Origin of the sequence: Serratia sp. SA088 (genome assembly GCF_049065515.1) — a bacterium.
In the GTDB taxonomy this organism is placed as follows: domain Bacteria; phylum Pseudomonadota; class Gammaproteobacteria; order Enterobacterales; family Enterobacteriaceae; genus Serratia; species Serratia nematodiphila.
Genome location: NZ_JBAKGW010000003.1, coordinates 165,337 through 189,629, shown reverse-complemented (window position 1 = coordinate 189,629; position 24,293 = coordinate 165,337). Strand labels below are relative to the sequence as shown.

General features: G+C 60.6%; 20 protein-coding genes. 13 read left to right on the top strand and 7 right to left on the bottom strand.

What is annotated here, in order from left to right:
* Positions 1-67: 67 nt before the first annotated feature.
* Positions 68-796 carry a proteasome-type protease gene (locus ACOWVD_RS09655; RefSeq protein WP_164095776.1) on the top strand — a complete coding sequence of 243 codons (729 nt, stop codon included), beginning with the start codon at positions 68-70 and terminating at the stop codon, positions 794-796.
* Positions 797-825: 29 nt separating this feature from the next.
* On the opposite strand, the gene ACOWVD_RS09650 is transcribed toward ACOWVD_RS09655, so the two are convergent.
* Both ACOWVD_RS09650 and mgtA read right to left on the bottom strand, forming a co-directional pair.
* Positions 826-3,216: a beta-N-acetylhexosaminidase gene (locus tag ACOWVD_RS09650; protein WP_351005908.1), complete on the bottom strand. Its 2,391-nt coding sequence runs from the start codon at positions 3,214-3,216 to the stop codon at positions 826-828.
* 267 nt (positions 3,217-3,483) lie between these two features.
* A complete protein-coding gene (gene mgtA / locus ACOWVD_RS09645) occupies positions 3,484-6,192 on the bottom strand; it encodes a magnesium-translocating P-type ATPase (RefSeq protein ID WP_421105599.1) in 2,709 nt (902 codons plus the stop codon).
* 424 nt (positions 6,193-6,616) lie between these two features.
* Between mgtA and treR the strand changes: the two genes are divergently transcribed.
* The 3 genes from treR to treC all read left to right on the top strand — a co-directional run bounded on the left by treR (position 6,617) and on the right by treC (position 10,979).
* Positions 6,617-7,564 (top strand): trehalose operon repressor TreR, encoded by a 948-nt coding sequence (gene treR, locus ACOWVD_RS09640; protein WP_015376450.1) that lies wholly within the window; start codon positions 6,617-6,619, stop codon positions 7,562-7,564.
* 137 nt (positions 7,565-7,701) lie between these two features.
* Positions 7,702-9,117 carry a PTS trehalose transporter subunit IIBC gene (gene treB / locus ACOWVD_RS09635; protein WP_019453304.1) on the top strand — a complete coding sequence of 472 codons (1,416 nt, stop codon included), beginning with the start codon at positions 7,702-7,704 and terminating at the stop codon, positions 9,115-9,117.
* Positions 9,118-9,314: 197 nt separating this feature from the next.
* A complete protein-coding gene (gene treC / locus ACOWVD_RS09630) occupies positions 9,315-10,979 on the top strand; it encodes an alpha,alpha-phosphotrehalase (RefSeq protein WP_151254744.1) in 1,665 nt (554 codons plus the stop codon).
* Positions 10,980-11,007: 28 nt separating this feature from the next.
* Here treC and ACOWVD_RS09625 read toward each other — a convergent pair whose 3' ends face one another.
* Positions 11,008-11,532: an NAD(P)H-dependent oxidoreductase gene (locus tag ACOWVD_RS09625; protein WP_049243076.1), complete on the bottom strand. Its 525-nt coding sequence runs from the start codon at positions 11,530-11,532 to the stop codon at positions 11,008-11,010.
* 105 nt (positions 11,533-11,637) lie between these two features.
* Here ACOWVD_RS09625 and ACOWVD_RS09620 point away from each other — a divergent pair, with 105 nt between their 5' ends.
* The 3 genes from ACOWVD_RS09620 to nrdG all read left to right on the top strand — a co-directional run bounded on the left by ACOWVD_RS09620 (position 11,638) and on the right by nrdG (position 15,568).
* Entirely contained in the window at positions 11,638-12,552 is a 915-nt protein-coding gene (locus ACOWVD_RS09620; RefSeq protein WP_049243073.1) for a LysR family transcriptional regulator, read from the top strand.
* A gap of 244 nt (positions 12,553-12,796) precedes the next feature.
* Positions 12,797-14,935 carry an anaerobic ribonucleoside-triphosphate reductase gene (nrdD, locus tag ACOWVD_RS09615; RefSeq protein WP_060419611.1) on the top strand — a complete coding sequence of 713 codons (2,139 nt, stop codon included), beginning with the start codon at positions 12,797-12,799 and terminating at the stop codon, positions 14,933-14,935.
* A 168-nt stretch (positions 14,936-15,103) separates the two neighbouring features.
* Positions 15,104-15,568 (top strand): anaerobic ribonucleoside-triphosphate reductase-activating protein, encoded by a 465-nt coding sequence (gene nrdG, locus ACOWVD_RS09610; protein WP_016929292.1) that lies wholly within the window; start codon positions 15,104-15,106, stop codon positions 15,566-15,568.
* 869 nt (positions 15,569-16,437) lie between these two features.
* Here the strand turns inward: nrdG and ACOWVD_RS09605 are convergent.
* From ACOWVD_RS09605 to ACOWVD_RS09590, 4 genes are all read right to left on the bottom strand, one after another.
* Positions 16,438-17,124 carry an HNH endonuclease gene (locus ACOWVD_RS09605; protein ID WP_152514002.1) on the bottom strand — a complete coding sequence of 229 codons (687 nt, stop codon included), beginning with the start codon at positions 17,122-17,124 and terminating at the stop codon, positions 16,438-16,440.
* Positions 17,121-18,224 carry an AAA family ATPase gene (locus ACOWVD_RS09600; protein WP_080033352.1) on the bottom strand — a complete coding sequence of 368 codons (1,104 nt, stop codon included), beginning with the start codon at positions 18,222-18,224 and terminating at the stop codon, positions 17,121-17,123. The genes ACOWVD_RS09605 and ACOWVD_RS09600 overlap by 4 nt, the downstream gene beginning before the upstream one ends.
* A gap of 66 nt (positions 18,225-18,290) precedes the next feature.
* Positions 18,291-18,476, bottom strand: a complete 186-nt coding sequence (locus tag ACOWVD_RS09595) for a hypothetical protein (RefSeq protein WP_016929295.1) — start codon at positions 18,474-18,476, stop codon at positions 18,291-18,293.
* A gap of 41 nt (positions 18,477-18,517) precedes the next feature.
* Positions 18,518-19,573, bottom strand: a complete 1,056-nt coding sequence (locus tag ACOWVD_RS09590) for a permease (RefSeq protein ID WP_421105598.1) — start codon at positions 19,571-19,573, stop codon at positions 18,518-18,520.
* A 227-nt stretch (positions 19,574-19,800) separates the two neighbouring features.
* On the opposite strand from ACOWVD_RS09590, the gene phnF reads away from it, so the two are divergent.
* The 6 genes from phnF to phnK are packed head-to-tail and all read left to right on the top strand — an operon-like array spanning position 19,801 to position 24,284.
* Positions 19,801-20,529 carry a phosphonate metabolism transcriptional regulator PhnF gene (gene phnF, locus ACOWVD_RS09585; protein ID WP_015376439.1) on the top strand — a complete coding sequence of 243 codons (729 nt, stop codon included), beginning with the start codon at positions 19,801-19,803 and terminating at the stop codon, positions 20,527-20,529.
* Complete coding sequence (phnG, locus tag ACOWVD_RS09580) at positions 20,530-20,973, top strand: phosphonate C-P lyase system protein PhnG (protein ID WP_016929298.1); 444 nt, start codon at positions 20,530-20,532, stop codon at positions 20,971-20,973. It begins immediately after the preceding gene.
* 3 nt (positions 20,974-20,976) lie between these two features.
* Positions 20,977-21,558, top strand: coding sequence for a phosphonate C-P lyase system protein PhnH (gene phnH, locus ACOWVD_RS09575; protein ID WP_197843031.1), 582 nt, complete (start codon positions 20,977-20,979; stop codon positions 21,556-21,558).
* The gene (locus tag ACOWVD_RS09570) at positions 21,558-22,643 is read left to right on the top strand and encodes a carbon-phosphorus lyase complex subunit PhnI (protein ID WP_049243059.1); all 1,086 of its coding nucleotides are present in this window, start codon (positions 21,558-21,560) and stop codon (positions 22,641-22,643) included. Before phnH ends, ACOWVD_RS09570 begins: the two co-directional genes overlap by 1 nt.
* A complete protein-coding gene (locus tag ACOWVD_RS09565) occupies positions 22,636-23,496 on the top strand; it encodes an alpha-D-ribose 1-methylphosphonate 5-phosphate C-P-lyase PhnJ (protein ID WP_016929301.1) in 861 nt (286 codons plus the stop codon). Before ACOWVD_RS09570 ends, ACOWVD_RS09565 begins: the two co-directional genes overlap by 8 nt.
* On the top strand, positions 23,496-24,284 hold the full coding sequence (phnK, locus tag ACOWVD_RS09560) for a phosphonate C-P lyase system protein PhnK (RefSeq protein WP_021504232.1): 789 nt from the start codon (positions 23,496-23,498) through the stop codon (positions 24,282-24,284). Before ACOWVD_RS09565 ends, phnK begins: the two co-directional genes overlap by 1 nt.
* The last annotated feature ends 9 nt before the right edge of the window (positions 24,285-24,293 follow it).

Sequence of the window (24,293 nt, the reverse complement as noted above, 5' to 3'; positions counted from 1 at the left end):
CGATGGCAAATGTTTCGGGCACGCTGCGCGTTGGCGGCGTGCCGGTCTTGTTTTGAGGGATTGTAGTATGACCTACTGTGTGGCCATGCGTTTGTCGTCCGGGCTGGTCTTTGCGTCCGATTCGCGCACCAACGCCGGAGTGGACCATATTTCCACCTTCCGCAAACTGCACGTGTTCCAACAGGACGGCGATCGCATGCTGGTGCTGCAAAGCGCCGGCAACCTGGCGACCACCCAGAGCATCATCAGTTTGCTGTTGCACCGCAGCAAGGACGCCGAACGCCCCAACCTGCTCAACGCTCCCAGCCTCTACGACGCCGCCACGCTGGTGGGGGAAACGGTGCGCGAGGTGATCCAGCGCGACAGCGAGGCGCAGCAAAGCGGCAGCACCACCGATTTCAGCTGCAACCTGCTGCTCGGCGGCCAAATTAGCGGGGAAGAGATGCGGCTGTTCCATATCTACCCGCAAGGCAATTTTATCGAAGCCACCCGCGACACGCCCTATTTTCAGATAGGCGAAAGCAAATACGGCAAACCGATCATCGACCGGGTACTGCACTACGACACGCCGCTGGAACAAGCGATGCAATGCGCGCTGATTTCACTGGATTCAACCTTACGCAGCAACCTGTCCGTCGGGCTGCCGCTCGACGTGATGATCTACCCGCGCGACAGCTTCAGCCATGCCCGGCAATACCGCATTACCGAAGATCATCCGTACTTCAGCGCCATCCGCAAGGGCTGGGGCGAAGGGCTGGTCAGCATTTTTACCCAGTTGCCGCCGCTGCAGCTGTAGGGATCCGGGCTCACACGAGCCCGTCCGCTTCATTGCGGCTGGAGCCCCCGCAGCAGCGCCTCCAGCGGGTACACCGCCGCAATCACCACTTCGTCGCGCGTCTGCGCCGCCGCATCCAGCTGGCGCTGCACTTGTTCTGCTTCGGCCCGGCTCAGCGGTTTGCCCTGCTGATGGCGCTCCAGCAGCGTTAAGCCCAGCAAGGCCAAAGCATCGACATCCTGCGCCACCGGCGCCAGCTCCCGCAACGCGCGGTTGCCCGCGATCGCCGTCTGCAGCGCAGCGCCGTTCGCCTGCCAGCGCTGCAGCCGTTCGCGCAGCGCCTGCGCCGCCGCCTTATCGCGCTTATCCTTCAGCAAAGCCGCGACCTGCGCATGCATCTCGCGCACCGCGCCACTCTCCGGCGGCAGCGCATCGGCAAAGCGATTCAGCGGTTCGAACTGATGATAGTTGCCGGCCTGGAACTTCAGGTGCTGGCGGGTGTAATACTGCGCCGGCTCCACCGCCTCGGCCAGGATCTGCAGCGGCAGGATCTGCACGCTGTTGCTCAGCCGGGTGAATTCGCGCGCCGTTTCCACGTGCTGCTGCAGGCCGACCGACACCACCGACCAGGCGTCGATCGCCGCCAGCCGCCGGTACATGTTGCTTTCATCGGTGACGTCCTGCGCCGACCACAGCCGCTCCGCCACCGCGAAGGCGCGCGGCCACAGCTTGAGATCGAGCAGCGGCGCGCGCACGTTTTCCGCCCACAGCGCCGCTTCGCCGCCGAGAATGTTGGCCTGCCCCTTCTCGTCCGGCACCACCGGCATCTTGCCCGCCGGCGCCGCCGCCAGCTTGTCGCCGCTGGTGGGGTAACGCACGTTGCCGACCAGCGTATAGCCGCTGAGCTTGTCCTGTTGCAGCGTAAACACCGGCCGTGTGTCGCCCATCCAGGTATCGACGCGGAACGTCACCTGCTGCGGCGTGCGCCAGACGATGTCGTGCACCGCGCGGCGTGACTTGCCGTTGAAATCGATAAAGCCGCGCCAGCCCTGCTTGCCCTCGATCAGCGTGAAGCTGCCTTCCACCGCGCTTCCCTTCAGGCGCGGCATGCTGAAACGCCAGCTTTGCGCCTGCTCGCCGGGCTGCACCGCCGTCTCGACCCCCAGCGGCTGCGGCAGAATTTCATTGCGGTAGTGATAGGCGGTGCTTTGCGGCTGATCGAGATAGAAACCGGTGGAGAGAATGCCCTGATAGCCATCCTGCGCGCTGGCGCCCAGCGAGTCTTGCCCCTGCCAGGATTGAATGACGATCGAGCGCGGCAGCGACGGGTGGTAGATCTCATCCCAGCCGACCATCTGCCGCTGGTGCTTCTCGAGGACTTTTTCCAGCTTCTGGTTGAAGTAGGCCTGCAGCGCATGGGTATCCGCCAGCCCGTTCTGCTGCATAAACGCCTGTATCGACGGCGACGCCCGCCACTGGCTGGCGTCCACTTCGTCGCCGCCGATGTGCAGATAGGGATCGGGGAAGATCTCTGCCAATTCACCGACGATCGTGTCGACAAACTGATAAACCTCGTCGCGGGTCGGGTCTAGCGTCGGCTTATGCACGCCCCACTCGCGCTCCATGCGATACGGCCCCGGCGCGCTCATCAGCTCGGGATAGGCCACCGCGATGCTGGAGGCGTGCCCCGGCATGTCGATCTCCGGCACCACGCGAATGCCGCGCGCCGTGGCGTAAGCCACCACCTGCCGCATTTGCTCACGGGTGTAAAACAGGCCGTCGCTGGCCTGCTGCTGCAATTTGGGGTAATGCTCGGAGGCGAAGCGCCAGCCCTGATCGTCGGTCAGGTGCCAGTGGAATACGTTGAGCTTGGCCGCCGCCATGCCGTCAAGCTGGCGCAGAATGTCCGGCAGCGGCAGGAAATGGCGCGCCGAATCCAACAAGACGCCACGCCACGGGAAGCGCGGCACGTCGCGAATATCCACTAGCGGCAGGAAGGTATTTTGCCCGTCGGTCTGCAGCAGCTGCAGCAGGGTCTCCATGCCGCGCAGCGCGCCGAAGCGGGTGTTGGCGGTCAGCGTGGCGCCCTGCGGCGTGACCGCCAGCCGGTAGCTTTCGTCGCTGCCCGGCAGCGGCTGCGCCGCCACCCGATCCTTGATCACCACCTTGATCGCCGCGCCGTTCGCTTCTTCCCTCGGCGCCAGCGTCCAGCCGGTCTGCAGTTCGATGCGCTGGCGCCAGCGCGGCAGCGCGTCGCCCAAATCATCGCCCTGGAGGCTTAACGACAGCCGGTGATCCAAAATCAGTTTGCCCGCCGGTTGCGTCACTTCCACCTGCTGCGGCCAGGGCATCAGCGGCAAATCACCCGCCGGCTGCGCCAGCGCGCCGCAAGAAAACCATAACGATGAAGCCAGTAGCGTATAACGGAAAGGTCTGTGCATCGGAAATTCCTCAGAGGAAAAAAACAAAATATCCCCAATGAATTTCAAACCACCGCTAGGCGGCAAGCGCCCGCATCCTCAGGCGCTTAGGTCTGCTAAGTAACTGGGGGGCGGGCGTACAGCCAACAACGCGGTGGCTTGAAAGGCGCAGGGGAAAACAGCCAACGCTGTAGATAAAGACTCAGCACAGAGCAGATGTCCAACCGTTGCGGTGAAAAAGCGGACGGGATCACAGTTGCCCCCTCCCGGCCGGAGGGGGCGAACGGGTTATTGCCAGCCGTAGCGGCGCACGAACCAGCCTTTCACGCACTGGGTCAGCACCATGTAACCGGCGAGGATCAGCACTAGCCACGGGAAGTAACCGAGCGGCAGCGCCTGCAGCTGCAGGAAGCCGGCCAGCGGCGAGAACACCAGGCCGATGCCGGTGGCGATCACCGCCAGCGTCATGATGCACAGCGGCCAGGACGGGCGGCTCTGGATAAACGGAATTTTGCGCGTGCGGATCATGTGCACGATCAGCGTTTGCGACAGCAGCCCTTCCACGAACCAGCCGGACTGGAACAGCGTCTGCATTTCCGGCGTATTGGCCTTGAACACCCACCACATCAGGCTGAAGGTCAGCACGTCGAAGATCGAACTGATCGGCCCAAAGAACACCATAAACCGCCCCAAATCGGCGGAGTTCCAGCGCTGTGGCTGGGTGATCTGATCGTCGTCGACGTTATCGAACGGGATGGCGATCTGCGAGATGTCGTACATCAGGTTCTGAATCAACAGGTGCAGCGGCAACATCGGCAGGAACGGCAGGAAGGCGCTGGCGATCAGCACGCTGAACACGTTGCCGAAGTTGGAGCTGGCGGTCATCTTGATGTATTTCAGCATGTTGGCGAAGGTGCGGCGCCCTTCGATCACCCCCTGCTCCAGCACCATCAGGCTTTTTTCCAGCAGGATGATGTCCGCCGCTTCCTTGGCGATATCCACCGCCGAATCGACGGAGATGCCGATGTCGGCCGCGCGCAGCGCCGGTGCATCGTTGATGCCGTCGCCCATAAAGCCCACCACGTGCCCCTGACGGCGCAGCAGTTTGACGATGCGCTCCTTGTGCAGCGGCGTCAGCTTGGCGAACACCGTGGTGCGCGCCGCCACCTGTGCCAGCTGCTCGTCGTCCATCTGCTCGATCTCGCTGCCGCGCAGCAGATGATCGGCCTCCAGCCCGACGTCACGGCACACTTTGGCCGCCACCAGCTCGTTGTCGCCGGTGAGGATCTTCACCGTGACGCCGTTCTGTTTCAGCGCCGCCAGCGCCGGTGCGGTGCTTTCCTTCGGCGGATCGAGGAAAGCGACGTAGCCTTCGAGGATCAGATCCGACTCGTCCGCCACGCCGTATTCATGGGTTTGCGCCGGCAGGATCTTGTTGGCCACCGCCACCACCCGCAGCCCCTGCTGGTTGAGATCGTCGGTGATGCGGCGAATGCGCGCCAGCAACGCCTCGCTGAGCGGGATCACCTCGTCTTCGTGGCGCACGTGGCTGCAAATCGCCAGCATCTCTTCCAGCGCGCCCTTGCACACCAGCTCGTGATAGTCGTTGTCTTTGGCCACCACCACCGACATGCGGCGGCGCACGAAGTCGAACGGGATCTCATCCACCTTGCGGTAGTTTTGCAGCGCCTGCGGCTGCTGATTTTGCTCCGCGCAGCTCAGCACCGCCACGTCGAGCAGGTTTTTCAGCCCGGTCTGGTAGAAGCTGTTCAGCCAGGCGTAGCGCAATACCCGCTCGCTGCCGGCGCCGAACGCATCGGTGTGGCGCTCCAGCACGATCTTGTCCTGGGTCAGGGTGCCGGTCTTGTCGGTGCACAGAATATCCATCGCGCCGAAGTTCTGGATGGCGTCCAGCCGTTTGACGATCACCTTCTGGCGCGACAGCTTCACCGCCCCTTTGGCCAGCGTCGAGGTGACGATCATCGGCAGCATCTCCGGCGTCAGCCCGACCGCCACCGACAGCGCGAACAGCGCCGCTTCCCACCAGTCGCCCTTGGTGTAGCCGTTGATCAGCAGCACGATCGGCGTCATTACCAGCATAAAGCGGATCAGCAGCCAGCTGACCTTGCTGATACCGCTCTGGAAGGCGTTCGGCTGTTCATCCTGGCTGGTGACGCGCTGCGCCAGCTGGCCGAAATAGGTGCTGCCGCCGGTGCCGATCACCATCGCCAGCGCGGTGCCGCTGACCACGTTGGTGCCCATGAAGCACAGATTCTGGCAATCGAGCGGATCGGCCGCCGGCGACTGCGACGCCGCAGATTTCTCCACCGGCAGCGATTCGCCGGTCAGCGCCGCCTGGCTGATGAACAGATCCTTGGCCGACAGCACGCGCAGATCCGCCGGGATCATGTCGCCGGCCGCCAGCTTGATGATATCGCCCGGCACCAGCTGCGCGATCGGCAGCTCCACATGCTCGCTCCTGCCGGTGAGCGCATCGCTGCGGATGACCGTAGCGGTGTTGCTCACCATCGCTTTCAGCGCATCGGCCGCCCGGTTGGAGCGCGCCTCCTGGATGAAGTTCAGCAGCGTGGAGATCAGCACCATCAGCGCGATCACCAAGGCGCCGGTGAGATCCTCGGTGGCGTAAGAGATCATGCCGAGCGCGGTCAGCAGCAGGTTGAACGGGTTGCGGTAGCAGTGCCAGAGGTGTTGCCACCAGGCCTCTTTCTGCTGATCGTCGATGACGTTCTCGCCGCAGCGTTGGCGCACCTGTTCCGCCTCATGGGCGGTGATACCTTCCGGGTGGCTGTGGAAACGCTCAAACAGCTGCATCGTCTCTGCGGCGGCGCATTCCAGCCGCTGCTGCGCCAGGCCGGCCGGCATATCGCGCGCAGCGCCGCTGACGCTGTCCAGCAGGCTGTCGCGGCGCACCAAACGGCGCGGAAGGCCGCGGGCGAACAGGCCCAGCAGCTGACGGGGGAGTTTTTTCAGTTTCATGGTTCGCACCTCGTCGCCCGGTGCCTCACGGCAGCGGGTAAACGGGGATCGTCATCGGCCAGGCGGATGGCGCGCACGCCAAAAAGCCTCTGCCCATGCAGATCCTTATTCTTTTTTTCAGCAGCAGGAGCGAACGACGAAGCGCGCGCTACCGGTTACCGTGATGTACTTCACCGGTAAAACAGCAGCGCCAGGCGGAGAGGTTTTACCGGAGAACCGAGTGAGTGTCTAAAGCAGTCGGGTCGGGGTCCATATAGGGTATAACCTCCGGTAAAGGGAAAAACAGAGCGGCAGGAGCGGCCGTTCAGCGCAGTGCAACAATCCCGTTTTGCATCAAGATCCGCGTCGGAAAATGAGCTATGCTGACGGGCATTGTTTTACAGGCCATTATGTTACGCCTGTCCACCTCAACGAAAAGTAAACCATGCAAAACCGGCTGACCATCAAGGACATCGCGCGCCTGAGCGGCGTAGGCAAATCCACCGTCTCACGCGTGTTGAACAATGAAGGCAGCGTGAGCCCGCAGACCCGCGAACGGGTGGAAGCGGTGATCCGTCAGCAAGGGTTTACCCCCTCCAAGTCGGCGCGCGCCATGCGCGGCCAAAGCGACAAGGTGGTGGGCATCATCGTTTCCCGTCTCGATTCGCCGTCGGAGAACCAGGCGGTGCGCACCATGCTGCCGCTGCTGTACCAACAGGGCTTCGACCCGATCGTGATGGAGAGCCAGTTCGAAACCCGCCTGGTGCAGGAGCATCTGCACGTACTGCGCCAGCGCAACGTCGACGGCGTGATCCTGTTCGGCTTCACCGGCCTGACCGCAGCGATGCTCAAACCGTGGCAGGAAAAAATGGTGGTGATGGTGCGCGAATACGACGGCTTCTCGTCCGTCTGCTACGACGACGCCGGCGCGGTGAACCTGTTGATGGATCGTCTGTACCGGCAGGGGCATCGGCATATCGGATATCTGGGGGTGCAGCTCAGCGACGCCACCACCGGCCAGCGCCGCTACCAGGCCTATCTCGACGCCTGTGAACGCCTCACGCTCACGCCGCGCGCCACGCTGGGCGAGCTGAGTTACCAGAGCGGTTTCCAGCACGCCGCCGAAGTGATCGATGCGCACACCAGCGCGCTGATCTGCGCCTCCGACAGCATCGCCCTCGGCGCGATCAAGTACCTGCAGCAGCAGCCGGCGCGCGCCATTCAGGTGTGCGCCATCGGCAACACCCCGCTGCTCAGCTTCCTGTTCCCCGACACTCTGTCGGTGGAGTTCGGCTACGGCAGCGCCGGCCTGCTGGCGGCGCAGCAGCTGCTGGCGCAGCTCAGCGGCGAACAGGGGATCCGCCGCCTGGTGGTGCCCAGCAAACTTTCCTGACGATCTGCTTAGAAGTTGACCATTTTTTGTCATTTTGTGATCCTCGCCCCAAACCGGGAACGTTCCCATTTCATTCAAAAAGCCGAGTGGCTAAGCTTTGATCATTACTCAGTCAACACCTCTGCAGGTATCCCATAATGAGCAAAGTAAAACAGCAGGATATTGATCGCCTGATTGTTTTGGTCGGCGGCCGCGAGAACATCGCCACCGTCAGCCATTGCATTACCCGGCTGCGTTTCGTCCTCAATGACCCCAGCAAGGCCAGCCCAAAGGAAATCGAAGAGCTGCCGATGGTCAAAGGCTGCTTCACCAACGCCGGGCAGTTCCAGGTGGTGATCGGCACCGACGTCGGCGACTACTATCAGGCGCTGATCGCCAGCACCGGCGTCAACGAGGCCGACAAGGAGCAGGCCAAGGTGGCCGCCCGCCAGAACATGACCTGGACCGAGCGCACCATCTCCCACTTCGCCGAGATCTTCTTCCCGCTGCTGCCGGCGCTGATCAGCGGCGGTCTGATCCTCGGCTTCCGCAACGTGATCGGCGACATCCCGATGTCCGGCGGCCAAACGCTGGCGCAGATGCACCCGGCGTGGAAAACCGTTTACGACTTCCTGTGGCTGCTCGGTGAAGCGATCTTCATGTTCCTGCCGGTGGCCATCTGTTGGTCGACGGTGAAAAAGATGGGCGGCACGCCGGTGCTCGGCATCGTGCTGGGCGTCACCCTGGTGTCGCCGCAGCTGATGAACTCCTACCTGCTCGGCCAGCAAACGCCGGAAGTGTGGAACTTCGGCTGGTTCGTGATCCAGAAAGTCGGCTATCAGGCGCAGGTGATCCCGTCAATCCTGGCGGGGATGGCGCTGGGCTGGATCGAAACCCGGCTGAAAAAGATCGTCCCCGACTATCTCTATCTGGTGGTGGTGCCGGTGGTCTCGCTGCTGCTGGCGGTGTTCCTGGCCCACGCGCTGATCGGGCCGTTCGGCCGCATGATCGGCGACGGCGTCGCCTGGGCGGTGAAAGCGGTGATGACCGGCAGCTTCGCGCCGGTGGGCGCCGCGCTGTTCGGCTTCCTGTATGCGCCGCTGGTGATCACCGGCGTGCACCAGACCACGCTGGCTATCGACATGCAGATGATCCAAAGCATGGGCGGCACCCCGGTGTGGCCGCTGATTGCGCTGTCCAACATCGCGCAGGCCTCGGCGGTGCTCGGCATCATCATCATCAGCCGCAAGGCCAACGAGCGTGAAATCTCGGTGCCGGCGGCGATCTCCGCCTACCTCGGCGTAACCGAACCGGCGATGTACGGCATCAACCTCAAATACCGCTTCCCAATGCTGTGCGCGATGATCGGCTCCGCGATCGCCGGCCTTATCTGCGGGCTGGACGGCGTGATGGCCAACGGCATCGGCGTCGGTGGCCTGCCGGGCATCCTGTCTATCAAACCGCAGTTCTGGCTGATTTACTCGCTGGCGATTCTGGTGGCGATCGTCATCCCGCTGGTGCTGACCATCATGGTCTACAAACGCAAGGCCGCCCGCGGCGAGCTGCCGGTTTGATTGACGCAAAATACGCAACATGAATGTAGGGGCTGGAAATACCCTATAGCTTTCGAGCTGCAGCTAGGCGGCAAGGGTGCAAATCCCCAGGAGCTTACTCAAGTAAGTGACTGGGGTGCAGCGCCAGCAGCCAACAACGCTGCAGTTTGAAAGATGAAGGGTACGGGCCCGTTGTCACGATTCAAAGGTATCCAGTTATGAGCAACCCAACCCCCTGGTGGCAGAACGGCGTCATCTACCAAATTTATCCGAAGAGTTTTCAGGACAGCACCGGCAACGGCTACGGCGATTTGGCCGGGGTGACCCGGCGGCTGGACTATCTGCAGGAACTGGGCGTCGACGCGATCTGGCTGACGCCGGTCTACGTATCGCCGCAGGTGGACAACGGCTATGACGTGGCGGACTACTGCGCCATCGATCCGGCTTACGGCACGATGGCGGACTTCGAGCAGTTGGTCGCCGCCGCCCACCAGCGCGGCATCCGCATCGTGATGGACATGGTGTTCAACCACACCTCGACCGAGCACCCGTGGTTCAAGGCCGCGCAGGATCGCCACAGCCCGTATCGTCAGTTCTACGTCTGGCGCGACGGCGAAGGCGATACGCCGCCGAACAACTGGCGTTCCAAGTTCGGCGGCAACGCCTGGCAGTGGCACGCCGACAGCGGCCAGTACTACCTGCACCTGTTCGCCGCCGAGCAGGCGGATCTCAACTGGGAGCACCCGCCGGTGCGCGAAGAGCTGAAGAAAGTGTGTCAGTTCTGGGCGGACAAAGGCGTCGACGGGCTGCGCCTCGACGTGATCAACCTGGTGTCCAAACAGCAGGACTTCCCGTCCGACAACCAGGGCGACGGCCGCCGCTTCTACACCGACGGCCCGCGCATCCACGAGTTCCTGCAGGAGATGAGCCGCGACGTGTTTCAGCCGCGCGGCCTGATGACGGTGGGCGAGATGTCCTCCACCACGCTTGAGCATTGCCAGCGCTACGCGGCGCAGAGCGGCGAAGAGCTGTCGATGACCTTCAACTTCCATCACCTGAAGGTGGACTACGCCGGCGGTGAAAAATGGACGCGGGCGGCGCCGGATTACGTGGAACTGAAGCAGATCTTCCGCCACTGGCAGCAAGGGATGCATAACCGCGCCTGGAACGCGCTGTTCTGGTGCAACCACGATCAGCCGCGCATCGTGTCGCGCTTCGGCGATGAAGGCGCACTGCGGGTGCCGGCCGCCAAAATGCTGGCGATGGTGCTGCACGGCATGCAGGGCACGCCTTATATCTATCAGGGCGAAGAACTCGGCATGACCAACCCCGGCTTCTGCGCCATCGAGCAGTATCGCGACGTGGAAAGCCTGAACATGTACGCCGAACTGCGCGCCCAGGGCCGCAGCGACGCCGAGCTGCTGGCGATCCTGGCCGACAAATCGCGCGACAACGGCCGCACGCCGATGCAGTGGAGCGCCGCACCGCACGCCGGTTTCACCACCGGCACGCCGTGGATCGGCTGCGCCGAGAACTACCCGCAGATCAACGCCGACGCGGCGCTGGCCGATCTCGACTCGGTGTTTTACGCCTATCGCCAGCTGATCACCCTGCGCAAGCAGTATCCGCTGCTGACCCACGGCGACTATCAGGATCTGGCGCCGGAACACCCGGCGCTGTGGTGCTATCAGCGCAGCTGGAACGGCCAGCGCCTGCTGGTGGCGGCCAACCTGAGCCGCGAACCGCTGGCCTGGGCGGCGGAAGGCGTGGAAGCTTCCGCGCAATGGCGCCCGCTGATGAGCAACTACAGCGACTCGGCGGACCAGCCGCAGGCGCTGACGCTGCGGCCGTTCGAAGCGGTGTGGTGGCTGCTCGAAGACTGACCCCGCAGGGCGCGGCGAGCGCTGCGCCCTACCATTTCCCCATCAGCGCCGCCACGCCGGCGGCCTCTTGCGCCAACTGCTCATCGCTCATGTCGCTCACGCCCTGCACCAGATGCGGCGGCAGATAATCCATGCCGGTCAGGTTGGCCATGGCGTGGAACGGCAGCAGCAGATCCTGCACCGGATAACGGTTGTACCCTTCCGCCGTATAGGCCTGCGCGTTGCCGCCAGTGCTCACCACCAGCTGCAGCGGCTTGCCGTGCAGTTGGGTGCCTTCGCTGCCGTAGGCGAAACCGTAGGTTAATACCGCATCCTGCCATTCGCTGAGGATCGCCGGCGAGCTGTACCAGAAAAACGGGAACAGCATCACCACCGCATCATGGCTCTGCAGCAGTTCCTGCTCGCGCGCCACGTCGATGCGGTAATCCGGATAAGCGCGGATCAGTTCGTGAACGGTCACGTTGGGCAACGGACGCAGCGCCGCGATCAGCGCTTTGTTGATGCGCGACTCGTCGGGAGTGCGGTGGGCGGTTAACACTAAAATGCGCGACATAACGATTCCTCGGTCATAAGAAGATGAGGGCATTTTTCCATTTCCGCCGCTTCGGGTGTAGGCTGTTAAAGGTCACTTCAATTTCAACCAAAAGTATCAACCACTATGTCGCTGCCCTTTGACGTGCACCGCCTGCTGCCGGCCTTCCTCGCCGCCGCGCAGGCGCAAAATTTCTCCGCCGCCGCTCGCCAGCTGGGCGTGACGCCGGCGGCGGTCAGCAAAAACATCCGCGCGCTGGAAGAGAAGCTAGCGCTGCGGCTGTTTCAGCGCAACACCCACAACGTGCTGCTGACCGACGAGGGCAAAGCGCTGCTGGCGCAGGTGGCGCCGCTGTGGCAGGCGTTGGCGGCCACGCTGGAAAGCGCCGGCGGCGAACGGCAGGCGCCGGCCGGCGTGGTGCGCGTCAGCATGATCCCCGGCTTCGGCCGCCAGATGCTGATGCCGTTGATCCCGCAATTTCTGGCGCGCTATCCGCAGATCGATCTCGATCTGTCGCTGGACGCCCGGGTGGTGAACCTGGTGGGCGAAGGCTTCGACGTCGGCATCGGCAGCCGGGTCGATCCCGACAGCCGGCTGGTGGCCCGCCCGCTCTACCCGATGCACATGGTGCTGGCGGCCTCGCCGGACTATCTGGCACGGTGCGGTGAACCGCAAACGCCGCACGATCTGCTGCGCCACGACTGCCTGCTGCACCGCAACCCGGGCAACGGCCGCCACGTCAAATGGCAGCTGCGCCATCAGGGCGAAACGCTGGCGCTGGATCTGAACGGCCGGCTGGTGGTGAGCCGGCCGGAAATGTTGCTGGATGCGGCGCTGGCCGGGCTCGGCATCGTCAACCTGGCGCGCTGGTACGTTGAAAAGCACTTCGAGCAAGGTACGCTGCGGCCGGTGCTGGCGCAATGCTGGCCGCGCCCGGTGCAGCTGTGGCTCTATTACGCCTCGGCGGATCTGCCGCCGCGGGTGCGCGTCTGGGTCGACTTTCTGCTGGAACATTTTCGCGATCGGCCGGCGGGCGATTGACGTCTGTTCAGCTTGCGCACGCTCTTCCGTTTTCCTTGTTCTACATCAAAAGAATCGCGCCAATATCTATATATAGTGCATTAGGAATTACGAACGCCTATATATAGTAGTTATCCACAAAATCATCCACACGTCGCCACAGCCCTTGCGCGCTGCGGCTTTGCCCTGTGGATAAGCGAAATTTGACGGTTGCTCGCCACGCCAGGCGGGTATGAACGCTCCCTCGGGGAACAAGGAGTACAACGTGAAACCAGTAGTGATTAAGCGGGACGGTTGCCAGGTACCTTTTGACGAAGCGCGCATTGCGCAGGCCATCGAGCGCGCCGCGCTGGCGGTGGGCGTGGTCGACGCCGACTACTGCGCCACCGTCGCCCGCGTGGTCGCTCAGCGCATGGAGCAACAGCCGCGCGTCGATATCCACGAGATCCAGCAGGCGGTGGAAAACCAGCTGATGGCCGGCGAGTACAAACAGCTGGCGCGCGCCTATATCGAATACCGCCACGATCGCGACGTGGCGCGCGAGCTGCGCGGCCGCCTGAACCAGGAGATTCGCGGCCTGGTCGAGCAGAGCAACCGCGCGCTGCTGAACGAAAACGCCAATAAGGACAGCAAGGTGATCCCCACCCAGCGCGACCTGCTGGCGGGCATCGTCGCCAAACACTACGCCAAGCAGCACATCCTGCCGCGCGACGTGGTGCTGGCCCATGAACGCGGCGAAATTCACTATCACGATCTCGACTACTCGCCGTTCTTCCCGATGTTCAACTGCATGCTGATCGATCTGAAAGGCATGCTGACCAACGGTTTCAAGATGGGCAACGCCGAGATCGAGCCGCCGAAGTCGATCTCCACCGCCACCGCCGTGACCGCACAGATCATCGCCCAGGTCGCCAGCCATATCTATGGCGGCACCACCATCAACCGCATCGATGAAATTCTGGCGCCGTTCGTCGACGAGAGCTTCCGCAAACACCTGCAGGTGGCGGAAGAATGGCAGATCCCGGACGCCAAAGGCTATGCCATGGCGCGCACCGAGAAAGAGTGTTACGACGCCTTCCAGTCGCTGGAGTACGAGGTCAACACCCTGCACACCGCCAACGGCCAGACGCCGTTCGTCACCTTCGGCTTCGGCCTCGGCACCAGCTGGGAATCGCGCCTGATCCAGCGCTCGATCCTGAAAAACCGCATCGCCGGGCTGGGTAAAAACCGCAAGACCGCCGTGTTCCCCAAACTGGTGTTCGCCATCCGCGACGGCCTCAACCACCAGTACGGCGACCCGAACTACGACATCAAGCAGCTGGCGCTGGAGTGCGCCAGCAAGCGCATGTACCCGGACATCCTCAACTACGATCAGGTGGTGAAGGTCACCGGCTCGTTCAAAACGCCGATGGGCTGCCGCAGCTTCCTCGGCACCTACGAGCAGGACGGCGAGCTGGTGCACGACGGCCGCAACAACATCGGCGTCATCAGCCTCAACCTGCCGCGCATCGCGCTGGAGGCGATGGGCGATGAGTCGCGCTTCTGGGCGCTGCTGGATCAGCGCCTGCAGCTGGCGAAAAAGGCGCTGATGACGCGCATCGCCCGGCTGGAAGGCATCAAGGCGCGGGTGGCGCCAATCTTGTACATGGAAGGCGCCTGCGGCGTGCGGCTCAAGGCCGATGACAACATCGCCGATATCTTCAAGCACGGCCGCGCCTCGATTTCGCTGGGCTACATCGGCCTGCACGAGACCATCAACGCGCTGTTCGGCGGCAAAAACCACGTGTATGACGACGAAGCGCTGCGCGCCAAAGCGGTGGCGATCGTCGCGCGGCTGCGCGCCGCCGTCGACGCCTGGAAAGACGAGACCGGCTACGGCTTCAGCCTCTACAGCACGCCGAGCGAAAACCTGTGCGATCGCTTCTGCCGGCTGGACACCGCCGATTTCGGCGTGGTGCCGGGCGTCACCGACAAGGGCTATTACACCAACAGCTTCCACCTCGACGTGGAGAAGAAGGTCAATCCGTACGACAAGCTGGACTTCGAAGCGCCCTACCCGCCGTTGGCCAGCGGCGGCTTCATCTGCTACGGCGAATACCCGAACCTGCAGCACAACCTGAAGGCGCTGGAAGACGTGTGGGACTACAGCTACAGCCGGGTGCCTTACTACGGCACCAACACGCCGATCGACGAGTGCTACGAATGCGGCTTCACCGGTGAATTCTCCTGCACCAGCAAAGGCTTCACCTGCCCGAAATGCGGCAACCACGACTCGGCCAAGGTCTCGGTCACCCGCCGGGTGTGCGGCTATCTCGGCAGCCCGGACGCCCGGCCGTTCAACGCCGGCAAGCAGGAAGAGGTGAAACGCCGGGTCAAACACCTCGGCAACGGGCAGCTCGGCTGAAAAGCGCCGTACAGCCTATGCAGAAGCCTGTTCATCAGGCGTGATTGTCGCAGCCAGTTTGCCTTCGGCCAGCGCGCACCAACCGGAGCGTATACGCAGTACGTGAGGATTGGCAGCACTGCCCGGAGGCAAAATGGCCAGTAAAATAGCCTGATGGGCAGGCCTCACATGAATTATCACCAGTATTACCCGATCGACGTGGTCAACGGCCCCGGCACCCGCTGCACGCTGTTTGTCGCCGGCTGCGTGCACCAGTGCCCCGGTTGCTACAACAAAAGCACCTGGCGGCTCAACTCCGGCCAGCCGTTTACCCCGGCGCTGGAAGAGCGCATCATCACCGATCTGAACGATACGCGCGTGCCGCGCCAGGGGCTGTCGCTCTCCGGCGGCGATCCGCTGCACCCGGCCAACGTCCCGAGCATCTTAACGCTGGTGAAACGGGTGCGCGCCGAGTGCCCCGGCAAGGATATCTGGCTGTGGACCGGCTACCGGCTGGCGGAGCTGGACGCACAGCAAATGCAGGTGGTGGACAGGATCAACGTGCTGATCGACGGCAAGTTCGTGCAGGATTTGAAAGACCCGGCGCTGATTTGGCGCGGCAGCAGCAACCAGGTGGTGCATAGGTTGCGTTGAGTTGATAACACGCGTCTCAGCATGTGTTAATCCAAAGTTGCTCAGACACAGCTACGACATGGAGACAATCTGATGGGTGGATCTGAGCCAGAGGCAGTTACTCATCCCAACCTAATTGTTTGAAAAATTTCAGTTAGTGCCGTATCTATTCACTTTTGCTAATAGTTGATTATTCTTCAAGTATAATATTACCGGTAACATTTGATGACAACTTGGGTGGACATACTCAATAGAGCAGTAAATATTTTTTGGTGGTATAATACATTTATCATTTCAAAAATGAATCACAAACATAAATTCGAAAAGGGTAAAGTCGCCATTATTATGGCGCCCTATAATCAGAAAGCACTCAAAACTTTATGTCACCTAACTATTGATTCTTGATAACTGAATGGATTAGAAATAAGGGATAAAATGGTAAAATCTAACCAAATAACGTAAAAATCAATTAAATTAATTTTATCATTTCAAAAAACAACAATTGCAAAGTCGATACTTTTAGGTTTTATATCAACATCGTTCGGGTTGATAGCCTAAGTTGATTATTTAAAATGAATGCGACAAAAACTTTATAATTGTAAAGTTGACATTGATAAGACAGACATAGAAAAAGTAAGAACCACGTTACTTTACAAACGAAAACCCCTGTTTAATTCTTTGTCTGATGACTATAATAAATTTAAGCAATAAATTTTTAAGAAGAATAATAAACGGTTAAAGAAATCATAAACTTCATTCATTTTTACAAGCAGTCATCATACTATGCTAGTGATGACGACTGTATGGACTAGGAGTATAATCAGTATTTATGCCACCTGATTAAAAAGTTATAACTTAAATTATTTCCATTCAATTATACTTATTTAAAGTTAAGTATTTTTCACCAACGCTTGTAGTAAATCATTGATGGAATCTGATGGCACACTACCTTTTGACTGTATGAATTGGCTAAGTTTTTGTGCGGCCTGAGCGACGACTGGATTTACTGTCGCTTTCACCTCAAACTCGCTGACTTGCTGTAACAGCATACTGCAAATTTTCCTTCCTTGTGTAGTTTTACCTATATAAGCACGAAAATGCAGGTGATTAGTCTGAACCACCAGTCGCTCAACATGTTGAGAAAAAATGTGATGACGTGGATGATAACATGCCCATGTTCTTGTGTGTTGTCGATATCCGTTCCCAGCAGGTAGGGGCAACGAATAAAAATCGTTTGCTGCTTTAATCATATTACATGTCATACATACTCGAACTAGATTTTCTTCTACAAATGTGAATTGCGGGTATATTGAGCTTGGTAAAATATGATCAACATTAGAATTGCTATTATGAAATATTCTGTCTTGACAATATCCACAACGATTTGAAAGTCCATGTACATAGCTAGTAATTGCATCATAGACTCGTCTTCCAACAGGACCATCATTATATAACTTCGCCCATAATTTAATTGTCCCATTGCGCGATTCATCATAATAATAAATTGCCTTATTCGTTGCTTCTTTGATTTTTCTTTTTTGCGAATAAGATTTGCGAACCTCCCTCAGAAGTTTCATTCAGTCTCTATCTCCTCTCCCTGAAGGTTAGCCGGTTTAGACATCGCAATCAAATCCCTGATAGCCATCTCAAAGTCCTCGATTGTTCGCTTAATATCTTCGCTGTCCTTTTCTGTATGAGATGCAAGCTTAAGCTTTTTTTTAAAATTCTCAACGGATGCAAGAGTTGATGTCTCGGCTCTATTATATCTTGCCCTGTTAATATTCTCACTGGTTAGGATTTCAATGGTTTTTGTAACAATAGTAGCAAACTCTTCGAATATATATTTATTATCAGGAGGGATTGTATTGAAATTTTTATATAAAATACGCTCAACATTGAACTCATCATCCATTATTCTAATCAGTTCCCCAGCGGACAAATTATAACAATCAGCTCCAGCTTGCAATGCGCTTGAAATTATTACCGGCGAGTGAGTAGCAATATAACAGTTAACGTCATCTTTTAAAGATAGTAATGGATGAAAAATTTCAGGCCACTTAACTTGCCATTCAACGTGCAAGCTAACTTCAGGCTCATCAATAAAGTAGCATACACCCTGATTAATTGATGTAACTATTTTTAAAGCGGTGTTAATTATGTATTGCTCACCAGAACTCAAGTCAGAAAAGGGGTATGGAGTACCATTTTTGTAAAAAACAGCCTCAAAAGGACGCTCTTTAGCAACAAGTATCTCTTTATTTACTGTTGCAAAATCACTTGTTAACTCTTGTGTGTTAAACGGTTGAGTCTTAGAAAACTTTGTTTTTCTATAACTAATACCAAACTTTCCTTCAAACCCTATTTCTTCAAGAAAATTCATTAATGCCGGACACAAATCTGTGTCTAGTATTGCAAGATAAAGTATCACAGCATTTGCTGCTAAGGTGCCATTGTGAGTACCGTTTCCGACGGTTCTATTCCCCAAGTAACGATATGACCCATTGGCCGTTTTCTTAATTTGAGATCTAAATTTGAATTTATCCGATACACCAGAAGCAATCACTACTACATCTCGACTTTCTGAGAGCCGCTCCGCATTCTCTTCTAATGCTCGACTTTTTCCTGAACCATTGTTACCAATAATATAAGTGAACTTATTATTTTCAGCGAATTCCATATTTTTACCGAGATAAAGTTAGTAAAAAAAACCAAAGATAACATTCTTAACGAGTATAACTCAACATCATCCTCGATAGCGCCCCCGAATTTTCGCTTTGAATATAGCCATTCGTTTTTCTGCCTCCGAATGGCTGAGATAAACCGCGGTGCCGTTTCTTAAGCGTTCAAGGGCGGCATCCACCCTTTCACGCAACGCTTGCTCTAGGAATATCGCCTCTACGTCCATTTCGGGTTTATTCCGCTGTTCCATTCTCATTTCCTCCTTTGAGACAGCATCAAGTCACGAATCCGTTACACCAACCCCATCCCCACCACGCCGGTCAGTACGCCGCACAGCGCCACCAGCGCTGCCGTCAGGCACAGCGCCTGGGCGGAGAAGGTTTTGTTGAGCATCAGCAGCGAAGGCAGGCTGACCGCCGGCAGGGTCATCAGCAGCGCCAGCGCCGGGCCTGCGCCCATGCCCGCCAGCATCATGGTCTGTACGATCGGGATCTCCGCCGCGGTGGGGATAACGAACAGGCAGCCGACGATCGCCAGGCCGATGATCCACAGCAGGCTATTGTCGACGGCGCCGTCGGCGTGCGGGAACAGCCAGACCCGCGCCGCCCCCAGCGCCAGCACCGCCAGCACGTAGATCGGGATGGTCGACCAAAACAGCGCCCACAGCGCTTTGCCCCAGCGGGCGAGGAACGGCTGCTCATCGCTCTGCGCCATCATCAGCGGCGGCTGCGGCGCGGCGGGCTGCGGATCGTTGGCGGTCACGCGCTGCACCAGCCAGGCGATGCCCAGCACCATCACCACGCCCGCCACCAGGCGGATGGCGGCGAACGGCCAACCGAGCACAAACCCCATGAACACCAGCGTCGCCGGGTTCAATACCGGATTGGCGAGCCAAAAGGCCAGCGCGGCGCCGCTGGACACCGACTGGCGGCGCATGCCGGCGGCAACCGGTGCGGCGCAGCAGGTGCACATCATGCCCGGCAGCGCGATCAGCGCCCCCAGCACGGTGCCAGAAAAACGCCGGTGGCCGAGCGTGCGCGCCAGCCAGTCGCGCGGGATCAGCACCTGTACCAGCGAGCCTAACAGCACCCCGAGCAGCGCCGCCTTCCATACCGCGGTGAAGTAGACCAGCGCGTACTGCCAGGCCGCCAGCCAGGGGCTCGCAGCGCCGTCGGCCAGGATCGATTTGCCGATCGAGTGGCTGTCCGCCGCCACGAACGCCTTGCCGTAGTAAGGCTGCCATTTGACGTAGTAGAGGCCGACGGCCACCACCAGCAGAAACAGGATCGGTTTCCACAGCGGCCAGGCGCGTGGGGCGTGTTCAGGGGCATTCAGAGATTGCGGCATGGTAGCGGCCAGAGTCAGTCAACAAAGGCGCCAGCATAGCGCGCCGTCGCCGCCCGTGCACGCCTGGGCTGTCCTAAATAGTTCATCTGTTCGCCACCGACGCGTAACGCGATTGTCATCTGCGCCCGGCACCATGATGCCAACGTGAAAACCACAGGGTAGACGCCCGATGAAACGCACAGCTTCCGCCTTCATCGCACCGCCATCGGCATGACGAGGTTTTTATTATGATGGAGTTATCTAGACATCCGACCACTTACCCCACCCGCTATCAGCAGATCGCCGCGCAGCTGGAACAGGAGCTGCGCACGCAGTACCGCTGCGGCGACTACCTGCCTTCTGAACAGCAGTTGGCCGAGCGCTATCAGGTCAATCGCCACACCCTGCGCCGCGCGGTGGATCAGCTGGTGGAGCGCGGCTGGCTGCAGCGCCGCCACGGCGTCGGCATTCTGGTGCTGATGCGGCCTTATGACTACCCGCTGCACGCCAACACCCGCTTCAGCCAGAACCTGTTCGAGCAGGGCAGCCACCCCACCAGTGAGCGCTTACTCGCTGTCTTGCGCCCGTGCAATGGGCATGTCGCCAGCGCGCTCTCGCGTGAAGAAGGCGAAATGGTGATCCACCTGCGCACCCTGCGCCGGGTCAACGGCGTGCCGATGAGCGTGATCGACCACTATCTGCCCGATCTGGACTGGTGGCCGGCGCTGCAGCAGTTCCACAGCGGTTCGCTGCACCAGTTTATCGAACAGCACCTGCAGCAGCCGCTGACCCGCCGCCAGACGCGCATCAGCGCGCGCCGCGCGCAGGCCAAAGAGAGCCGGCTGCTGGAGATCGCCACCCACGCGCCGCTGCTGTGCGTGCGCACCCTTAACGTCCGCAGCGGCGGCGAAGACGTGGCGGAATACTCCGTCAGCCTGGCCCGCGCCGACATGATTGAACTGACGATGGAGCACTGAATGCACGCCTTAGAGTCGAGACAACGCTGGATGTCGGTGCTGGCGCACAGCCGGCCCGAGCAGCTGCGCAGCCACTGGCAGGCGCTGAACCTCAGCCCGGGTTACCGCAGCATCCGCGCGCCGGAGATCGGCCTGGCCCAGCTGCAGGGGCGCATGGGCGCCACCGGCCGCCGCTTCGTGCTGGGGGACATGACGGTCACCCGCGCGGTGGTGCAGCTGGACAACGGCGGCTACGGCTACAGCTATATCGCCGGGCGCGACAAGGCGCACGCCGAGCTGTGCGCGCTGGCCGATGCGCTGCTGCAACAGCCGGAACACGGCGAACGCCTGCAACAACAGCTGATCGCGCCGCTGGCCGCGCTGCAGCACGAGCAGCGCCAGCTGCGCGCCCGGGCGATCGCCGCCAGCCGGGTGGACTTCTTTACGCTGGTGCGAGGGGATTAAGCCATGAGTTTATTGACCGGTTTTGAACAACCGATAGACCAATCGCAGCACGCTTTCCGTTTGATTATTAAAGCCTTGAGCGAACCGGGCCACCGGGTGACGCTGCCGAACGGCCCGGCCTGGGCGCCGCTGAACGCCGCCAGCACCGCCGCGCTGCTGACGCTGGCCGATCAGGAAACGCCGCTGCAGCTGTGCGCGGCGCTAAAAAGTGAGCAAGTGCTAACAAACATTCGTTTTCACAGCGGCGCGCCGCTGGCCGCCACGGCGCAGGAGATCTGTTTTGCCCTGTTCGATGAACACGTGCAGGCCGCCGATCTGCAGGCGTTGCCGCACGGCACGGAAATCTCGCCGGAGTTCGGCGCCACGGTCATCGTGCAGCTCGCCGAACTGGAGAACGGCGCCGCGCTGCGCCTGACCGGCCCCGGCATCGAGAGCCAACGCCTGATTGCACCGCGCCTGCCGCCGGCGCTGCTGGATTACCTGGTCAACCGTCCGCAGCGCTTCCCGCTGGGGCTGGATATTTTGCTGACCTGCGGCGATCGCCTGCTGGCGATCCCGCGGACCACCCGCGTGGAGGTGTGCTGATGTACGTAGCGGTAAAAGGGGGCGAAAAAGCCATTGAGGCCGCCCATCAGCTGCAGGAACAGCTGCGGCGCGGCGACGAGGCGCTGCCGGCGATCGGCGCGGAACAAATCGAACAGCAGCTGGGGCTGGCGGTGGATCGGGTGATGACCGAAGGCGGCATCTACGATCGCGAGCTGGCGGCGCTGGCCATCAAACAGGCCAGCGGCGATCTGGTGGAGGCGATTTTCCTGCTGCGCGCCTATCGCACCACCCTGCCGCGCCTGGCGGTCAGCGAACCGCTGGCCAGCGAAAACATGCGGCTGGAGCGGCGCATCTCGGCGGTTTACAAGGACTTGCCCGGCGGGCAGGTGCTGGGGCCGACCTACGACTACACCCACCGGCTGCTGGATTTCGCGCTGCTGGCGGAAGGCGAGGCGCCGCGTGCGCCGCAGGCCGACGAACCGCTGCCGGACAACTGCAGCCACGTGTTCGATCTGTTGTGTCGCCAGCAGTTGGCGCGCGAAGAGCAGGACGACGGCAGCGCGCCGGACGACATCACCCGCACCCCGCCGGTTTACCCCTGCTCGCGCTCGGCGCGCCTGCAGCAGCTGGTGCGCGGCGACGAAGGTTTTCTGCTGGCGCTCGGCTACGCCACCCAGCGCGGCTACGGCCGCAACCACCCGTTCGCCGGCGAGATCCGCACCGGCCACGTTTCGGTGGAGATCGTGCCGGAAGAGCTCGGTTTCGCTATCGATATCGGCGAAATCCTGCTGACCGAGTGCGAAATGGTCAACGGCTTCGTCGATCCAAAAGACCACCCGCCGCACTTCACCCGCGGTTACGGGCTGGTGTTCGGCCGCGCCGAACGCAAGGCGATGGCGATGGCGCTGGTGGACCGCGCGTTGCAGAGCCCCGACTACGGCGAAGGCGTCGCCGGCCCGGCGCAGGACGAAGAGTTCGTGCTGGCCCACGCCGACAACGTCGAGGCCGCCGGCTTCGTCTCCCATCTCAAGCTGCCGCACTACGTCGACTTCCAGGCCGAACTGGAGCTGCTCAAGCGGCTGCGGCAGGAATACAGCGAGCGTCAGGAGGCCCGCGATGAGTGAAGTATTGACCGGCTATAACCTCGGTTATCTGGACGAACAGACCAAGCGCATGATCCGCCGCGCCATCCTGAAGGCGGTGGCGATCCCCGGCTATCAGGTGCCGTTCGGCGGCCGCGAGATGCCGATGCCCTACGGCTGGGGCACCGGCGGCATTCAGCTCACCGCCAGCGTCATCGGCCGCGCCGACGTGCTGAAGGTGATAGACCAAGGGGCCGACGACACCACCAACGCGGTGTCGATCCGCCGCTTCTTCCAGCGCGTCGCGGGGGTGGCCACCACCGAACGCACGCCGGAGGCCACGCTGATCCAAACCCGCCACCGCATTCCGGAAACCGCGCTGCGCGAAGACCAGATCCTGATCTATCAGGTGCCGATCCCGGAGCCGTTGCGCTTTATCGAACCGCGCGAAACCGAGACCCGCAAGATGCACGCGCTGGAGGAGTACGGCGTGATGCAGGTGAAGCTGTATGAGGACATCGCGCGCTACGGCCATATCGCCACCACCTACGCCTATCCGGTGAAGGTCAACGATCGCTACGTGATGGATCCGTCGCCGATCCCGAAATTCGACAACCCGAAAATGCACATGATGCCGGCGCTGCAGCTGTTCGGCGCCGGGCGCGAGAAACGCATCTATGCCCTGCCGCCGTTCACCAAGGTGGAGAGCCTGGACTTCGACGACCATCCGTTCAGCGTGCAGCAGTGGGACGAACCCTGCGCGCTGTGCGGCTCGCGCCACAGCTATCTCGACGAGGTGGTGCTCGACGATCGGGGCAACCGCATGTTCGTCTGTTCGGACACCGACTACTGCCGGCAGCAGCTGGCGCAATCTTCGCAAGAGGCGCAGCACTGATGACTTCCACCCCTTTGAGCACCACCCCGCTGCTGTCGGTGAACCGGCTCACTCACCTGTACGCCCCCGGCAAGGGCTTCAGCGACGTGTCGTTCGATATCTACCCCGGTGAAGTGCTGGGCATCGTCGGCGAATCCGGCTCCGGCAAAACCACGCTGCTGAAGTCAATCTCGGCGCGGCTGGCGCCGCAGCGCGGGCAGATCCTTTACCGCCCGCAGGCGGAGCAGGAGCACGACCTGTACGCCATGGCGGAGAGCGATCGCCGCCGCCTGCTGCGCACCGACTGGGGCGTGGTGCACCAGCACCCGCTCGACGGGCTGCGGCCGCAGGTCTCCGCCGGCGGCAACATCGGCGAGCGGCTGATGGCCATCGGCCAACGCCACTATGGCGACATTCGCCGCCAGGCCGGCCAGTGGCTGGAAGACGTCGAAATCCCGCTGTCGCGCCTCGACGATCTGCCGACCACCTTCTCCGGCGGCATGCAGCAGCGGCTGCAGATCGCCCGCAATCTGGTCACCCACCCCAGGCTGGTGTTTATGGATGAACCGACCGGCGGGCTGGACGTGTCGGTGCAGGCGCGCCTGCTCGATCTGCTGCGCAACCTGGTGGTGGAGATGCAGCTGGCGGCGGTGATCGTCACTCACGATCTCGGCGTGGCGCGGCTGCTGGCCCACCGCCTGCTGGTGATGAAACAGGGCGAAGTGGTGGAGAGCGGCCTGACCGACCGGGTGCTGGACGATCCTCACCACCCCTACACCCAGCTGCTGGTTTCTTCGGTGCTGTCGTAACCCAAGGCG

What these genes read in the sequence shown, in the direction of transcription:
- phnK (WP_021504232.1), top strand. Translation starts at nt 23,496, where the DNA reads ATGACTTCCACCCCTTTGAGCACCACCCCGCTGCTGTCGGTGAACCGG.
- nrdG (WP_016929292.1), top strand. Translation starts at nt 15,104, where the DNA reads ATGAATTATCACCAGTATTACCCGATCGACGTGGTCAACGGCCCCGGC.
- ACOWVD_RS09600 (WP_080033352.1), bottom strand. Translation starts at nt 18,224, where the DNA reads ATGGAATTCGCTGAAAATAATAAGTTCACTTATATTATTGGTAACAAT.
- ACOWVD_RS09570 (WP_049243059.1), top strand. Translation starts at nt 21,558, where the DNA reads ATGTACGTAGCGGTAAAAGGGGGCGAAAAAGCCATTGAGGCCGCCCAT.
- ACOWVD_RS09620 (WP_049243073.1), top strand. Translation starts at nt 11,638, where the DNA reads ATGTCGCTGCCCTTTGACGTGCACCGCCTGCTGCCGGCCTTCCTCGCC.
- phnF (WP_015376439.1), top strand. Translation starts at nt 19,801, where the DNA reads ATGATGGAGTTATCTAGACATCCGACCACTTACCCCACCCGCTATCAG.
- ACOWVD_RS09650 (WP_351005908.1), bottom strand. Translation starts at nt 3,216, where the DNA reads ATGCACAGACCTTTCCGTTATACGCTACTGGCTTCATCGTTATGGTTT.
- ACOWVD_RS09595 (WP_016929295.1), bottom strand. Translation starts at nt 18,476, where the DNA reads ATGGAACAGCGGAATAAACCCGAAATGGACGTAGAGGCGATATTCCTA.
- treB (WP_019453304.1), top strand. Translation starts at nt 7,702, where the DNA reads ATGAGCAAAGTAAAACAGCAGGATATTGATCGCCTGATTGTTTTGGTC.
- phnH (WP_197843031.1), top strand. Translation starts at nt 20,977, where the DNA reads ATGAGTTTATTGACCGGTTTTGAACAACCGATAGACCAATCGCAGCAC.
- mgtA (WP_421105599.1), bottom strand. Translation starts at nt 6,192, where the DNA reads ATGAAACTGAAAAAACTCCCCCGTCAGCTGCTGGGCCTGTTCGCCCGC.
- treC (WP_151254744.1), top strand. Translation starts at nt 9,315, where the DNA reads ATGAGCAACCCAACCCCCTGGTGGCAGAACGGCGTCATCTACCAAATT.
- ACOWVD_RS09590 (WP_421105598.1), bottom strand. Translation starts at nt 19,573, where the DNA reads ATGCCGCAATCTCTGAATGCCCCTGAACACGCCCCACGCGCCTGGCCG.
- ACOWVD_RS09655 (WP_164095776.1), top strand. Translation starts at nt 68, where the DNA reads ATGACCTACTGTGTGGCCATGCGTTTGTCGTCCGGGCTGGTCTTTGCG.
- ACOWVD_RS09565 (WP_016929301.1), top strand. Translation starts at nt 22,636, where the DNA reads ATGAGTGAAGTATTGACCGGCTATAACCTCGGTTATCTGGACGAACAG.
- ACOWVD_RS09605 (WP_152514002.1), bottom strand. Translation starts at nt 17,124, where the DNA reads ATGAAACTTCTGAGGGAGGTTCGCAAATCTTATTCGCAAAAAAGAAAA.
- treR (WP_015376450.1), top strand. Translation starts at nt 6,617, where the DNA reads ATGCAAAACCGGCTGACCATCAAGGACATCGCGCGCCTGAGCGGCGTA.
- phnG (WP_016929298.1), top strand. Translation starts at nt 20,530, where the DNA reads ATGCACGCCTTAGAGTCGAGACAACGCTGGATGTCGGTGCTGGCGCAC.
- ACOWVD_RS09625 (WP_049243076.1), bottom strand. Translation starts at nt 11,532, where the DNA reads ATGTCGCGCATTTTAGTGTTAACCGCCCACCGCACTCCCGACGAGTCG.